Raw genomic sequence first — 13883 nt, forward strand, 5'->3', positions numbered from 1 at the left:
GTACTTCCCTCCGCGAATGTCCCCCGGGGCTTCGCCCCTCCTCCTTGATTTCGCTGCGGGAAGCACCCAGTGTCCTGAGCACGATGGGCGCGGTCGTTGTGCGGGCTGATCCACACGTGCTCTGAACACGCTCACGTCGATGGGGTGCCTTGCGCAGCGAAATCAAGGAGGAGGGGCGCAGCCCCGGGGGACATTCGCGGAGCAAGGCTCCCCGTCGGCGGGAGCGTCGCCCTGAACAGAAGTCCTCAGTGATTCCGACGAGGAATCCCCGCCGTCTGCGCCACGCGCTGGTACTTGGTCGCCGGCTTCAGCACCATGCCTTCGGACAGCGTGTCCACCATCGCGCGCTGGATCTCCTGCCACGGCGTCTGGCTCGCGGGAATCGGGTAGCCGCCCTTCGCTTCGAGGTCACGGGCGCGCGCTTGCAGCACGGCGTCGTCGACGAGCATGTTGACGGTGCGCTCCTTCAAATCCACGCGCACCTTGTCGCCGGTCTGCAGCAGCGCCAGGCCCGCGCCTGCGGCGGCTTCGGGCGAGGCGTTGAGGATCGACGGCGAGCCCGAGGTGCCCGACTGCCGACCGTCGCCGATGCAGGGCAAGGCCGACACGCCGCTCTTGAGCAGGTGCGAGGGCGCGCGCATGTTGACCACTTCCGACGAGCCCGGGTGCCCGATGGGGCCGACGCCGCGCATGAACAGGATGCAGCTCGCATCGATGTCCAGCGACGGGTCTTCGATGCGGGCTTCGAAATCTTCCGGGCCGTCGAACACGATGGCGCGGCCCACGAAGGCGTCGGGGTCGCCGGCCTGGCTCAGGTAGCGCGCGCGGAACTCGTCGGAGATGACGCTGGTCTTCATGATCGCGCTGTCGAAGAGGTTGCCCGACATCACGAGGAAGCCGGCGTTCTCGCGCAGCGGTTGGTCGAAGGGGCGGATCACGTCGGCGTCTTTCACCGGCGCGTCGGCGCAGTTGGTGGCCAGGGTGTGGCCGTTGACGGTGCGCGCGTCGGTGCGGATCAGGCCGTGGCGGTGCAGCTCGGCGACCACCGCCGGCACGCCGCCTGCGCGGTAGAACTCCTCGCCGAGGTACTTGCCGGCGGGCTGCATGTCGAGCAGCAGCGGCACGTCGAGGCCGACCGTTTCCCAGTCCTGGATGTTCAGCTCCACGCCCGCGTGCTTGGCGATGGCGATAAGGTGGATCGGCGCGTTGGTCGAGCCGCCGATGGCCGAGTTGACGACGATCGCGTTCTCGAAGGCAGAGCGCGTGAGGATGTCGGAGGGCTTGAGGTCTTCGCGCACCATGTCGACGATGCGCCGGCCGGTTTCGTAGGCCATCTGGCCGCGCTCGCGGTACGGCGCGGGAATGGCCGCGCAGCCGGGCAGGCTCATGCCCAGGGCTTCGGCCAGGGCGTTCATGGTCGAGGCCGTGCCCATCACGTTGCAGTGGCCGGCCGAGGGCACGGTGGAGCCCACGAGGTCGATGTAGCCGGGGAAGTCGATGCTGCCCTTGGCGAACAGCTCGCGCGCCTTGAACAGCGTGGTGCCGGTGCCGGTGCGCTGGCCTTCGTGCCAGCCGTTGAGCATGGGCCCGCCCGACAACACGATGGCGGGAATGTTGGCGGTGGCCGCGGCCATCAGCGCGGCGGGCGTGGTCTTGTCGCAGCCGGTGGTCAGCACCACGCCGTCGATCGGGTAGCCCGTGAGGATCTCGACGAGCCCCAGGTAGGCCAGGTTGCGGTCGAGCGCGGCCGTGGGACGGCGACCGTTCTCCTGGATCGGGTGCATCGGGAATTCCATCGCGATGCCGCCCATCTCGCGGATGCCTTCGCGCACCCGCAGCGACAGCTCGCGGTGGTGGCGGTTGCAGGGCGTGAGGTCGGAGCCACTTTGCGCGATGCCGATGATCGGCTTGCCCGACTGCAGCTCTTCGCGGGTGAGGCCGTAGTTCAGGAACCAGGCCAGGTGCAGGACCGAGAGTTCGCTGTGTTCGGGGTTGTTGAACCAGGCGGCGGAGCGCAGGGGGCGGGGTGTCGTCATGGCGTCGGCTTTCAGGGTGGTCGGCGAACGCGCGCGGCGGCCCCCTGCGCGGCATGGCGGTGGGCCATGGCGGTGTCGTGGGTGTCTCCGGCGCGTTCTTGTTGTGCGAATACGTTGGCGAGAGGGAGCTTAGGTTTTCGCCTTCGCCAAAGCCAATGAGATCGGTTGAGGATCGGTATAAGCGCGCCAAATACACCGCCAACCGCCCTGTTCGGGCGCCGCTTTTAGAATGTTTCCGGTGAGTGCTCTACCCTCCTCCCTCCCCCCCGCCGAACGCCGCCCGATCCGTGAACTCCCCGACGAGCTGATCAGCCAGATCGCCGCCGGTGAAATGGTCGAGCGCCCCGCCTCGGTGGTGCGCGAACTGCTCGACAACGCGCTGGACGCCGGCGCGCGCCAGATCACCGTGCGGCTCGCCTCGGGCGGCGTGCGGCTGATCTCGGTCGAAGACGACGGCCTGGGCATTCCGCGCGAGGAACTCACGGTGGCGCTGCGTCGCCACGCCACCAGCAAGATCGCGAGCCTGAGCGACCTCGAGACGGTCGGCACCATGGGCTTTCGCGGCGAGGCGCTGGCGGCCATCAACGCGATCGCCGAACTCAGCATCCTCTCGCGCTTCACCGGCGCCGACAGCGCCTACGTGCTCGATGGCGGCACCGGCGAGCTACGGCCGGTGGCGCGTTCGGTGGGCACCACGGTCGAGGTGCGCGAGCTGTTCTTTGCCACGCCCGCGCGGCGCAAGTTCCTGAAGACCGACGCCACCGAGCTGGCCCACTGCATCGAGGCCGTGCGCCGCCATGCGCTGGCACGGCCCGAGGTGGGCTTCTCGGTCTGGCACGACGGCAAGTTGATCGAGCAGTGGCGCGCCGCCGCCACGCCCGAGCAGCGGCTGGCCGATGCGCTGAGCGACGACTTCGTGTCGCAGAGCGTCTCCGTGCTGCGCGAAGGTGGCCCGGTGCGCGTGGTCGGCCGTGCCGGCATTCCCGACGCGGCGCGCTCGCGCAACGACCAGCAGTTCTTCTACGTCAACGGCCGCTTCGTGCGCGACAAGGTGCTGTCGCACGCGGTGCGCAGCGCCTACGAAGACGTGCTGCACGGCCAGCGCCAGCCGGTGTACGTGCTGTACCTGGAGATCGACCCCGCGCGCGTCGACGTCAACGTGCACCCGACCAAGATCGAGGTGCGCTTTCGCGACGGGCGCGAGGTGCACCAGGCGGTGCGCCACGCCATCGAGGACGCGCTGGCCGCGCCGCGCGCCGGCGATGCCCTGGCACCGGCCGACGCGCCGCCGCAGCCCTTCTTCAAGCAGACCCCGCTGCCGCCGAGCGCCAGCTGGTCGCAGCCCGCGATCCCGTTCCAGGCGCGCGAGCGCGGTGCCGGCGACTTCGAGGCCATGTGGCCGCGGCGCACCGAGGAACAGGGACACGCGCCGGTCACGGCCCCGTCGCAGTGGCAGACCGAAGCGCCGGCGATGTCGTTCCGCGCGCCGGTCGGATTGCCCGACAGCGAGGCCCTGGCCCCCATGCCAGCGCCGGTCATGAACCAGGACGCCTGGCCGCTGGGCCGCGCGCTGGCCCAGCTGCAGGGCATCTACATCCTGGCCGAGAACAGTCAGGGCCTCGTGATCGTCGACATGCACGCGGCGCACGAGCGCATCGTCTACGAGCGGCTCAAGACCCAGCTCGACGGCGCGGCCATCACGAGCCAGCCGCTGCTGATTCCGGCCACCTTCGCGGCCACGCCGCAGGAAGTGGCCACGGCCGAGGCCTGCGCCGAGGTGCTGCCCACGCTGGGGCTGGAGATCACGCCCTTCTCGGCCCGCACGCTGGCCGTGCGCGCCGTGCCCGGCACGCTGGCCGACGGCGACCCGGTGGAGCTGGCGCGCAGCGTGCTCGCCGAACTGGGCCAGCACGACGCGAGCACCGTGGTGCAGCGTGCGCAGAACGAGCTGCTGTCGACCATGGCCTGCCACGGCGCGGTGCGCGCCAACCGCAAGCTCACCATCGACGAGATGAACGCCCTGCTGCGCCAGATGGAAGCCACCGAGCGCTCCGACCAGTGCAACCACGGCCGGCCGACCTGGCGCCAGCTGTCGATCCGCGAGCTCGATTCGCTGTTCATGCGCGGGCGCTGAGCCTCAAGGTTTCGCGTCATCGGCGGCCACGCCGACATGCCGCAGCGTGACGGCGGCCAGCACCGCCAGGACCGCGATGCTGACGGCGCTGGTGGCTGCAGCGGCATTCAGTCCCGCGAGGAAGGCGGCTTGCGCCTGTTCGAGCACGCCAGCGGGCAATTCATGCGCGACCGCCGTGGCGCCGGCCAGGCTATCCGATACGGCGCGTTGAAGGTTCACGGCCATGCCGTCGATCGACTCGCCCATCCGCGTGCGGTACACCGCCGTCGTCAGGCTGCCCAGCGTGGCGATGCCCACGGCCAGGCCCAGCTCCTGCACCGTTTCGGACAGGGCCGAGGCCGAGCCGGCCTTCTCGGGCGGCGCGGCGCCCACCACCAGGTCGGTCCCCAGCGCGGCGATGGTGCCCAGGCCGAGGTACACGAGCGAGAACGCGGCCGTCACCCACGCGATGCCATGCGGCGTGCGATCGAGCTGGCTCAGCATCAGGTAGCCCACGACCGACAGCCCCAGCGCGCCCGCCATCACATGGCCCGGCCGGACGCGCCGCGCCAGCAGCGGCGCCGTGATGCCGGCCACCAGCATCGCAAGCGCCGGCGGCCCCATCCACAGCCCGGCCTCCAGCGGTGACAGGCCCGCCACCAGCTGCAGGTACTGGGTCACCAGCAGCATCGTGCCGCCGACACCGACCAGCCCCACCAGCAACACCACGAGCGCGACGCTGAAGGCCCGGCTGGCGAACAGGCCGAGGTCGATCAGCGGATGGCGCAGCCGCCGTTGCCGCCGGACGAACCCCAGCGCGAACGCCAGCCCGCCGACGAGCGCCAGCACGGCCCCGACACCGATCCCGTCCTTCGCGACCTGCTTGATGCCGTAGACCACCGGCAGCAACGCCAGCAGCGACAGCGCGACGCTGGGCAGATCGAGCCGCCCCTGCTGCGGCGCGCGGTACTCCGGCAGCAGGAACGGCGCTGCCACCAGCAGCAGCCCGACCACCGGCAGCGCCACGAGAAAGGCCGCGCCCCAGCCGTGGTGCGCGAGCAGCAGGCCGCCCACCACGGGCCCGGCCGCCATGCCGAGCGCGAACATCGTCGCCCACAGCCCGATGGCCAGCGCGCGCTGGTGCGGGTGCAGGAACATGTTGCTGATCAGCGCCAGCGTCGACGGCATCAGCGTCGCGCCCGCCACGCCGAGCACGGCACGTGCGGCGATCAGCTGGTTGGCGCTGGTCGAAGAGGCCGCAATCACCGACGCCACGCCGAACGCCGCCGCACCGACCATGAGCAGCTTGCGCCGTCCGATGCGGTCGCCCAGCGTGCCCATCGTGACGAGAAAGCCGGCAATCATGAAACCGTAGGCATCGACGATCCACAGCGCCTGCGCGCTCGTGGGGCGCAGGTCCAGGGCCAGCGCGGGCAATGCGAGGTGCAGCAGCGTGAGGTCGAGCCCGAGCAGCAGGGTCGGCAGCGCCAGCAGCGCGAGCCCCGTCCATTCGCGGGCGCCGGCGCGGCCTTCGCGCCTCGCGGCCGGAAGGTGGTCGGAAAGGGAAAGTGAATCGCAAGGTGCGGTCAAAAGAGGCCTCCGGGTGCGCGTTCGGGTTGCGGAAGCCCCATCTTCAGGACAAGATCATCACATTACAATTTAATCGTTTATCCTATTACTGGAGATAACAGGCTTGATCGAACGCAGCCTCAGCCGCACCAAGAACGAGCTGTCGGAGTTCCTCACCCGGCATCGCCGCAAACTCACGCCCGCCGATGTCGGCCTGCCCTCGCAGGGCCGGCGCCGCACGCCCGGCCTGCGGCGCGAAGAGGTCGCGGTGATGGCCGGCGTGGGGCTCACCTGGTACACCTGGTTCGAGCAGGGGCGCGAGATCCAGGTGTCGCAGAAATTCCTGCTCGGCGTGGCGCATGCCCTGAAGCTGGACGACGCCGAGTGCAGCCACCTGTTCCTGCTGGCCCACAAGCGCCCGCCGCCGCCCGAGGCCCATCAGCAGGCGTCGGTCACGCCCCGCATCCAGCAGCTCATGGACGAGCTGCCCACCCGCCCCGCCTACGTGTTCAATCTGCGCTGGGACGTGGTGGCCTGGAACACCGCGGCCGACGCGCTCTTCGGTTTCAGCGCGCGCGAACGCGAGGCGCGCAACCTCCTTCGCATGGTGTTCGCCGACCCCGAGCTGCGCCGGCGCCTGCCCGCCTGGCGCGACGATGCGCCCGGGCTGCTGGCGCAATTCCGATACGACTTCGCCATTGCGCCCGACGATCCGGCCATGCTGGGCCTGGTCGCGGACCTGAAAGCGCTCTCGCCCGACTTCCGCCGCTGGTGGGACACCCCCGACAGCGCGTCCGCCCGGCGCGGCCTCGGATGCGTACAGACGGCCGACAGCGGACCGTTGGAGTTTCACCACGAAACACTCGTGGTCGACACGCACCGGCACCTGCGGATGGTGGTGTATTTCGTGCAGCCGGCGCCGGCCTGAACACCGGGGCCTGTGCGGCAGATAAGCGCCGTCAGCGCCGTTTTTGAGGGTTTTCGAGGGTTTTGTGGCGTCATCCACGGTGCGGGCACGCACGTTGCATGGTCTCGTGCCAGGCGCCGGCGAGCGCTGCACAGGGGGAGCTGACACGCGATGCCGACGCGTTTCAGAAAGCAAGCAGATGAACTTTCGGCCGACTTTCGCTGTCCCTCCACCCCATGATCAAACGCTGGCCCCTCCTCGCGTCCATCTTTTCGCTCTGTGCCCTCCTGGCAGCCGGATGTTCGACCCTCGACGAACGCCAGCGCGAATGGATCTTCCAGCCCAGCGACCGCAGCTGGGGCAATTCGGCCCAGATGACCGAAGGCATGCAGGATGTCTGGATCGACTTCCAGTCGTCCATCACCGGTGAACCGGCGCGCCTGCACGGCCTGTGGCTCGGCGGCGCCCCCGAAACCACCGAGACCCCCGTGCTGCTGTACCTGCATGGTGCGCGCTACAACGTGGCCGGCTCGGCGCCGCGCATCCAGCGCATGCACGAGCTGGGCTTCTCGGTGCTGGCCATCGACTACCGCGGCTTCGGCAAGAGCTCCAAGGGCCTGCCCTCGGAAGCCTCGGCCCGCGAAGACGCCCGCGCCGCCTGGACCTGGCTGGCCGCACGCCATCCGCGCCAGCACCGTTACATCTTCGGCCACTCGCTGGGCGGCGCCATCGGCATCGACCTGGCAGCCACGGTGAACGACGAGAGCGGCACCATCGTCGAAAGCACCTTCACCTCCATCGCCGACGTGGCGAGCAGCTTCAAGTGGGGCTGGCTGCCCTTCGGCCCGTTCATCACGCAGCGCTTCGAGGCGATTCGCACCGTCAAGGACATCGGCGCGCCGCTGCTCGTGGTGCACGGCACCGCCGACAGCCTGATCAACCCGACGCTCGGGCGCAAGCTGTACGACGCGGCCACGGTGCCCAAGATGTTCGTGCTGGTCGAGGGCGGCTCGCACCACAACACCAACTCGGTGGGCGCGACGCAGTACCGCGCCGCGCTGTCGCAGCTGTTTCGCATGAAGCCCGAGGACAGCAGCACCGTGGCAGACAGCCGGCCGCAGCCGCGGCTGGTGTCGCCGCGGCCCGCACAGCCCTCATTGCCTTCCGCGGCACTGTCGCCGCAAGAGGTGCGGGGCGAGGCGCACACGCCCGCCCCCGCCGCCATCTAGCCCGCCTTTTTCAGGCGAGTCCGTTCCCGCGTCAGGCCGAGGCCAGGTCGAACGGCAGCTGGCGCAAGGGCTTGCCCGTCAGCCGCGCCACGGCATTCGCGAACGCAGGCGCCAGTGGCGGCAGGCCGGGTTCTCCCATCCCCTTGGGCGCATCGGCGCTGGGCACGATGTGCACGTCGAACTCGGGCACCTGCGTGATGCGCGCCACGCTGAAGTCGCCGAAGTTGCCCTGCTGCACGACGCCGTCCTTCAGCGTGATGGCGCTGCCCTGCAGGCAGGTCGACAGCCCCATCACCGCCGCGCCCTGCACCTGCGCTTCCACGCTGCGCGGGTTCACCGCCAGGTTGCAGTGCACGCCCGAGGTCACGCGGTGCAACACGGGCTGGCCGTCCTTCACCGACGCTTCGACCACATAGGCCACCACCGACTCGAAGGACTCGTGCACGGCCACGCCCCAGGCGCGGCCTTCGGCCAGCTTCTTCTTGCCGTAGCCGCTCTTGTCCACGGCCAGTTGCAGCGCGGCGCGGTGGCGCGGGTGCTTGTCGCCGAAGAGGCTCATGCGGTAGGCCACCGGGTCCTGCTTGGTCGTGCGGGCGATCTCGTCGATCAGCGTCTCCATCACGAAGGCGGTGTGCGTGGAGCCCACGCTGCGCCACCACAGCACCGGCACGTTGACCTGCGGGTGATGCACCGTGAGGCGCATCGGCACGGGGTACGGATCGCGCATGCCCTCGACGGCCGTGGCGTCGATGCCGTCTTTCACCATGGAGCCGGCGAACACCGTGCCCGCCGTGATCGACTGGCCCACGATCACGTGGTCCCACGCGAGGATCTTGCCGCGCGCGTCGAAGCCGATGCGTGCGCGATGCAGGTGCATGGGGCGGTAGTAGCCGCCCTTGATGTCGTCCTCGCGGCTCCACAGCAGGCGCACGGGGGCGTCCTTCAGGCCGGCGGCGCGCGCGGCCTTGGCGATCTCGCAGGCCTCGACGACGAAGTCGCTCGAGCCCACGAAGCGCCGGCCGAAGCCGCCACCCGCCATCTGCACGTTCACCTTCACCTGCGCGGGGTCGAGCTTCAGCGTGCGCGCCGCGGCCTGGCCGTCGAGGTCGGCGGACTGCGTGCCGACCCACAGCTCGGCGCGGCCGTCCGACAGCTTCACGGTGCAGTTCTCCGGCTCCATGGGCGCGTGGGCCAGGTAGGGAAACACGAACTCGGCTTCGAGCTTGTGCGGCGCGCCGGCCAGCGGCGCCATGTCGGCGTCGAACTTGCGGTTGCCGGGGCGGCCGGCGAGTTCGCGGTACTGGGCCAGTTGCTTGTCGCTGTCGACCTTCTCCACCGCGTCGGTGTTCCACTGCAGCTTGAGCGCATCGCGGCCCTGCTTGGCGGGCCAGTAGCCGTCGGCCACCACAGCCACGCCTTCGGCGCCGCGGTCCAGCGGAATGCGCAGCACGGCCTTCACGCCCTTGACGGCGCGCGCCGCGCTGTCGTCCACCGAGGCCAGGCGGGCGCCGAACACGGGCGGATGCGCCACCACGGCCGTGAGCTGGCCGGGCTGCTTCACGTCGATGCCGAAGTCCTGTCGCCCGCTGCTCTTGGCGCGTGCGTCCAGGCGTGTGGTCGGGCGGCCGATGATCCGGAAGTCCTTCGGGCTCTTGAGCGTGACCGTCTCGGGCACCGGCAGCGCCATGGCCGCTTCGGCCAGCTCGCCGTAGCCCGCCTTGCGCCCACCCGGACCGATGACCGTGCCGGCCTGCGTGCGCAGCGTGGCCACGTCGACCTTCCAGCGCTGCGCCGCGGTCGACAGCAGCATGGCCCGTGCACGCGCGCCCAGTTCGCGGTACTGCGTGTAGCTGTTCTTGATCGAGTTGGAACCGCCGGTCAGGTGCATGCCGAACAGCGGGTCGGCGTAGGCGGCATCGTTGGTGCCATTGCGGCTGCGCACCAGGGCCCAGTCGGCATCGAGCTCCTCGGCCAGGATCATCGGCAGGCCGGTCTGCACGCCCTGGCCGAACTCGAGGCGGTTGATGGTCACCGTGACCTCGCCGTTGGGCGCGATCTGCACGAAGGCCGAGGGCTGTTGCGTCGGCTTGAGCGCACCGCCGGCCTTGGCCGGGCCGCCGGCCTGCGCCATCGCCAGGTGCGGGAAGGCGCCGAGCACGAGGCCGCCGGCACCGGCCATCTTCAGGAAGCTGCGACGGGGCAGCGTGGCGGCCGCGTCGGCGTCATCGGTCGCAGGCTGGGCCATCAGGCGCTGCAGCGCGCGCGGCAGGTCGTTGTAGTCGATGTTTGGCAGCATGTCGTCGGCTCCTTCAGGCGAGAGTCTTGGCCGCATCGGCCACGGCGGCGCGGATGCGGGCGTAGGTGCCGCAGCGGCAGATATTGCCGGCCATGGCCGAGTCGATCTCGTCGGTGCTGGGCTGCTTGCCCTTGGGCAGCGACTGCAGGAAGGCGGTCGCGCTCATGATCTGGCCGCTCTGGCAGTAGCCGCACTGCGCGACGTCGTGCTTGACCCACGCAGCATGCACGGCAGCGCCCACGCGGTCGCTGCCGCCGGTCACGGCTTCGATGGTGGTGATCTTCTTGCCCTCGGCCGCCGCGATGGGCGTGATGCACGAGCGGATGGCCTGGCCGTCCATGTGCACGGTGCAGGCGCCGCACAGCGCCGCGCCGCAGCCGAACTTGGTACCGGTCATGCCCAGCGTGTCGCGCAGGGCCCAGAGGATGGGGGTGCCGGGGTCGGCGTCGACCGTGTGGTCACGGCCGTTGACGTGGAGCGCGCTCATATGGGTTTTCTCCGTGGGTAGGTGGGATGGGTCGGATTCACTTGGCGCCGTCGAGCACCCATTGCGCGAGCGCCTGCAGGTCCGCGTCGGGCACCTGGGCTTGCGCGGGCATGGGCATGGCGCCCCACTTGCCCGAGCTGCCGGCCTTCATGCTGGCCGCCAGCTGCGCGGCCGTGCCCTTGCCGTCGCCGTAGCGCGCGCCGATTTCTTTCCAGGAAGGGCCCACCACCTTCACGGCGGCTTGGTGGCAGGCCACGCACGCGTACTTCTGCGCCAGCGCGGTGCTGGCAAAGGCGGGCGCGGACCCGGCGGCGCTCACGCCGATGGCCAGTGCGGCCACGAGCGAGGCGGTGATGCGATGCGGATGTCGTTCGTCGTGGGTCATTTCTTTTTTCATCATCGTGGAGGGGAAGCACGGTCCTCGCGCCGCGCGCGGCAGGACTTCACGGCGGCCAGTCTCCGACGAAGCGCCCACGGCCACTTGCCCAATCCGCGCGCGTTCTTGCCTGAAACAACGAGACTGCGCCAAAAACGCCAAGCGCATGAGAAGCGCCCGCTAGACTTTGCGCAAGCACCCGAAAGGATTCAGATGGAAGTGCTACAGCCGACGCAGCCAGACGATTCGGCCGTCCTCGGTGCCCTGGCCACGGCCGTCGGGCGCATTGCCCGAAACGACGGCGACCACGCCACCGCCATTCCCGAGCTCTCGCTGCACCGTCGCAGCGCCGCGACCGAGCCCGTGCATTGCATCTACGGCTTCGGCCTGGGCATCACCGTCGGCGGACAGAAGCGCGCGGCGCTCGGCGACGAGATCTATGAATACGGCGCCGGCCAGTCGCTGCTGATCACGGCCGACCTGCCCGTGGTGGCGCACGTCACCCGCGCCAGCGCGGCGCAGCCCTTCCTGGGCCTCATGATCCGGCTCGATCCGCGCACCATCGTGCAGGTGGCGACCGAGATGGCACTGCCGCCGCCGTCCAGGGAACCCCACAACCAGCGCGCCCTGTCGCTGGGCGCGCTCGACCCGACGCTGCTGGGCACCGTCACGCGGCTCGTCGAGCTGCTGGCCGAGCCCCGGCTCGTTCCGCAGCTCGCGCCGCTGCTGCAGAAGGAAATCGTCGTGCGCCTGCTCGCCGGGCGCCACGGCCCACAGCTGCAGCGCCTCATGACCGTGGGTTCGCCCAGCCAGCAGGTGGCGCAGAGCCTGGCGTGGCTCAAGATGAACTTCAGGAAACCCGTGCAGGCCGACGAGCTGGCCGCGTCCGCGCACATGAGCCCGTCGACCTACCGCCAGCACTTCCGCGCCGTGACCGGCATGAGTCCGATGCAGTACCTGAAGCAGCTGCGCCTGCAGGAAGCGCGGCAGCTGATGCTGAACCAGAACATCGATGCCGGCACCGCCGGCGTGCGCGTGGGCTACGAAAGCGCCTCACAGTTCAGCCGCGAGTACGCGCGTCTGTTCGGTGCGCCGCCGCTGCGCGACATCCGCCGGATGCGCGACGCGACCGCCGTCGCCTGAGCACTGCGTCGCAGGCAAGCCCCGGGCAGCCGCCGGCGTCCCAGACAAGCCCCGTGCAGCGGCCCGGCGCGTGCCATTTGCTACCCTCGACGCATGCCCCCCGCTTCCCCTGTTTCCCCGCGCTACATCGCGCTCGCCGGCCCCACCGCGTCCGGCAAGACCGCCGTCGCCCTGGCCGTGGCCCAGCTGCAGCCGGTCGAGATCGTCAGCGTCGACTCGGCGCTGGTCTACCGCGGCATGGACATCGGCACCGCCAAGCCCACCGCCGCCGAGCAGGCCGCCGTGCCGCACCACCTGATCGACATCCTCGATGCGCGCGACAGCTACAGCGCCGCCGCCTTCGTGGCCGACGCCACGCGGCTCATCGACGCCATCCGCGCGCGCGGCGCGCTGCCGCTGCTCGTGGGCGGCACCATGCTGTACTTCAAGGCGCTGTTCGACGGCATCGACGCCATGCCCGCCGCCGACCCCGCCGTGCGCGCGCGCCTCGATGCCGAAGCCGCCGCGCTCGGTTGGCCCGCCATGCATGCGCGGCTGGCGCAGGTCGACCCCGTCACCGCCGCGCGGCTCGCGCCACAGGACAGCCAGCGCATCCAGCGCGCGCTCGAGGTGTGGGAGAGCAGCGGCCAGCCGCTGTCGAGCTTCCACGCGAGCGACACCAAGGCCGCCAAGGCCGTCGACGGCGGCGTGCTCGTGTCGCTTGAACCCGAAGACCGCGCCTGGCTGCACGGGCGCATCGCCGAGCGCTTCGACGCCATGCTCGCAGCCGGTTTTCTCGACGAGGTGAAGGCGCTGCGCGCACGCGGCGACCTGTCGCCCGACCTGCCCTCGATGCGCTGCGTCGGCTATCGCCAGGCCTGGGAGATGCTCGACGCCTGCGGCGACGCTCCGCCGGACGCAAAGGCGCTGGGCGAGTTGCGCGAGCGCGGCATCGCCGCCACGCGCCAGCTCGCCAAGCGGCAGATCACCTGGCTGCGCAGCATGCCGCAGCGCACCGTGATCGCCTGCGACGCGCCCGACGCGGTGCAGGCCGCCGTGCGGCACATCGCACAGATCGCACGCGGGGCGACGCCCGCATGACCCTGCACCTCTCCAACCTCGGCAAGCACTACGGCGACGCGCCGGTCTTCGAACACGTGAGCCTGCAGGTCGCGCCCGGCGAGTTCGTCGCCATCGTCGGCGAGTCGGGCGTGGGCAAGTCGACCCTGCTCAACTGCATGGCCGGCCTCGACACTTGGGACGAAGGCAGCGTGTCGCACGACGGCACCGACATCGGCGCGCTCGACGGCGAGGCCCGCGCGCTGTGGAGGCGCCAGCACGTGGGCTTCGTGTTCCAGGCCTTCCACGTGCTGCCGCACCTCGACGTGGCGCAGAACGTGTCGCTGCCGCTGATGCTGCTGGGTCGCCCGCGCGAAGACGCGCGCGTGGCCCACATGCTGGAGGCCGTCGGCCTGCCCGGCATGGGCGCGCGGCTGCCGCAGACGCTCTCGGGCGGCCAGCTGCAGCGCGTGGCCATCGCTCGCGCGCTGGTGCACCGGCCCGCGCTGCTGCTGGCCGACGAGCCCACCGGCAACCTCGACCCCTCCACCGCCGCGAAGGTGATGGACCTGCTGATCGGCCAGACGCGCGAGCACGGCGCCTCGCTGGTGCTGGTCACGCACTCGGAGAGCGCGGCGGCGCGTGCGGACCGGTTGCTGCACCTGACGGCGAGCGGTATCCGGGCCTGA

General features: G+C 70.4%; 11 protein-coding genes. 6 read left to right on the forward strand and 5 right to left on the reverse strand.

All coding sequences use genetic code 11. The features are described from left to right. Nucleotides 1-245: 245 nt before the first annotated feature. Nucleotides 246-2036 (reverse strand): IlvD/Edd family dehydratase, encoded by a 1791-nt coding sequence (locus AC1RAA_RS27510; RefSeq protein ID WP_492727679.1) that lies wholly within the window; start codon nt 2034-2036, stop codon nt 246-248. Nucleotides 2037-2274: 238 nt separating this feature from the next. Between AC1RAA_RS27510 and mutL the strand changes: the two genes are divergently transcribed. Continuing rightward, on the forward strand, nt 2275-4170 hold the full coding sequence (gene mutL / locus AC1RAA_RS27515; protein WP_139699908.1) for a DNA mismatch repair endonuclease MutL: 1896 nt from the start codon (nt 2275-2277) through the stop codon (nt 4168-4170). Between the two features lie 3 nt (nt 4171-4173). On the opposite strand, the gene AC1RAA_RS27520 is transcribed toward mutL, so the two are convergent. Next, nucleotides 4174-5739, reverse strand: a complete 1566-nt coding sequence (locus tag AC1RAA_RS27520) for an MFS transporter (protein ID WP_492727680.1) — start codon at nt 5737-5739, stop codon at nt 4174-4176. A gap of 103 nt (nt 5740-5842) precedes the next feature. Here AC1RAA_RS27520 and AC1RAA_RS27525 point away from each other — a divergent pair, with 103 nt between their 5' ends. Further along, the gene (locus tag AC1RAA_RS27525) at nt 5843-6646 is read left to right on the forward strand and encodes a helix-turn-helix transcriptional regulator (protein WP_492727681.1); all 804 of its coding nucleotides are present in this window, start codon (nt 5843-5845) and stop codon (nt 6644-6646) included. Between the two features lie 215 nt (nt 6647-6861). After that, nucleotides 6862-7854, forward strand: a complete 993-nt coding sequence (locus tag AC1RAA_RS27530; RefSeq protein ID WP_175497121.1) for an alpha/beta hydrolase — start codon at nt 6862-6864, stop codon at nt 7852-7854. 31 nt (nt 7855-7885) lie between these two features. On the opposite strand, the gene AC1RAA_RS27535 is transcribed toward AC1RAA_RS27530, so the two are convergent. From AC1RAA_RS27535 to AC1RAA_RS27545, 3 genes are read right to left on the reverse strand one after another with little or no spacing between them, the layout of a single operon-like run. Next, nucleotides 7886-10150: a xanthine dehydrogenase family protein molybdopterin-binding subunit gene (locus AC1RAA_RS27535; protein ID WP_492727682.1), complete on the reverse strand. Its 2265-nt coding sequence runs from the start codon at nt 10148-10150 to the stop codon at nt 7886-7888. 13 nt (nt 10151-10163) lie between these two features. Continuing rightward, entirely contained in the window at nt 10164-10637 is a 474-nt protein-coding gene (locus AC1RAA_RS27540) for a (2Fe-2S)-binding protein (protein WP_062478499.1), read from the reverse strand. 37 nt (nt 10638-10674) lie between these two features. Next, complete coding sequence (locus AC1RAA_RS27545; RefSeq protein WP_369646455.1) at nt 10675-11022, reverse strand: c-type cytochrome; 348 nt, start codon at nt 11020-11022, stop codon at nt 10675-10677. A 204-nt stretch (nt 11023-11226) separates the two neighbouring features. Between AC1RAA_RS27545 and AC1RAA_RS27550 the strand changes: the two genes are divergently transcribed. The 3 genes from AC1RAA_RS27550 (at nt 11227) to AC1RAA_RS27560 (ending at nt 13883) form a co-directional block, all read left to right on the forward strand. Beyond that, a complete protein-coding gene (locus AC1RAA_RS27550) occupies nt 11227-12156 on the forward strand; it encodes an AraC family transcriptional regulator (protein WP_492727683.1) in 930 nt (309 codons plus the stop codon). 93 nt (nt 12157-12249) lie between these two features. After that, nucleotides 12250-13236 (forward strand): tRNA (adenosine(37)-N6)-dimethylallyltransferase MiaA, encoded by a 987-nt coding sequence (gene miaA, locus AC1RAA_RS27555; RefSeq protein ID WP_492727684.1) that lies wholly within the window; start codon nt 12250-12252, stop codon nt 13234-13236. Continuing rightward, nucleotides 13233-13883, forward strand: coding sequence for an ABC transporter ATP-binding protein (locus AC1RAA_RS27560; protein ID WP_095746026.1), 651 nt, complete (start codon nt 13233-13235; stop codon nt 13881-13883). Before miaA ends, AC1RAA_RS27560 begins: the two co-directional genes overlap by 4 nt.

The sequence above is a fragment of the Variovorax sp. GW823-FHT04F07 genome (genome assembly GCF_058795995.1).

Bases quoted from the DNA above. Each gene is read 5' to 3' on its own strand.
- AC1RAA_RS27545 (WP_369646455.1), bottom strand. From the start codon at position 11,022: ATGACCCACGACGAACGACATCCGCATCGCATCACCGCCTCGCTCGTG.
- AC1RAA_RS27540 (WP_062478499.1), bottom strand. From the start codon at position 10,637: ATGAGCGCGCTCCACGTCAACGGCCGTGACCACACGGTCGACGCCGAC.
- miaA (WP_492727684.1), top strand. From the start codon at position 12,250: ATGCCCCCCGCTTCCCCTGTTTCCCCGCGCTACATCGCGCTCGCCGGC.
- AC1RAA_RS27560 (WP_095746026.1), top strand. From the start codon at position 13,233: ATGACCCTGCACCTCTCCAACCTCGGCAAGCACTACGGCGACGCGCCG.
- AC1RAA_RS27550 (WP_492727683.1), top strand. From the start codon at position 11,227: ATGGAAGTGCTACAGCCGACGCAGCCAGACGATTCGGCCGTCCTCGGT.
- AC1RAA_RS27510 (WP_492727679.1), bottom strand. From the start codon at position 2,036: ATGACGACACCCCGCCCCCTGCGCTCCGCCGCCTGGTTCAACAACCCC.
- AC1RAA_RS27535 (WP_492727682.1), bottom strand. From the start codon at position 10,150: ATGCTGCCAAACATCGACTACAACGACCTGCCGCGCGCGCTGCAGCGC.
- AC1RAA_RS27530 (WP_175497121.1), top strand. From the start codon at position 6,862: ATGATCAAACGCTGGCCCCTCCTCGCGTCCATCTTTTCGCTCTGTGCC.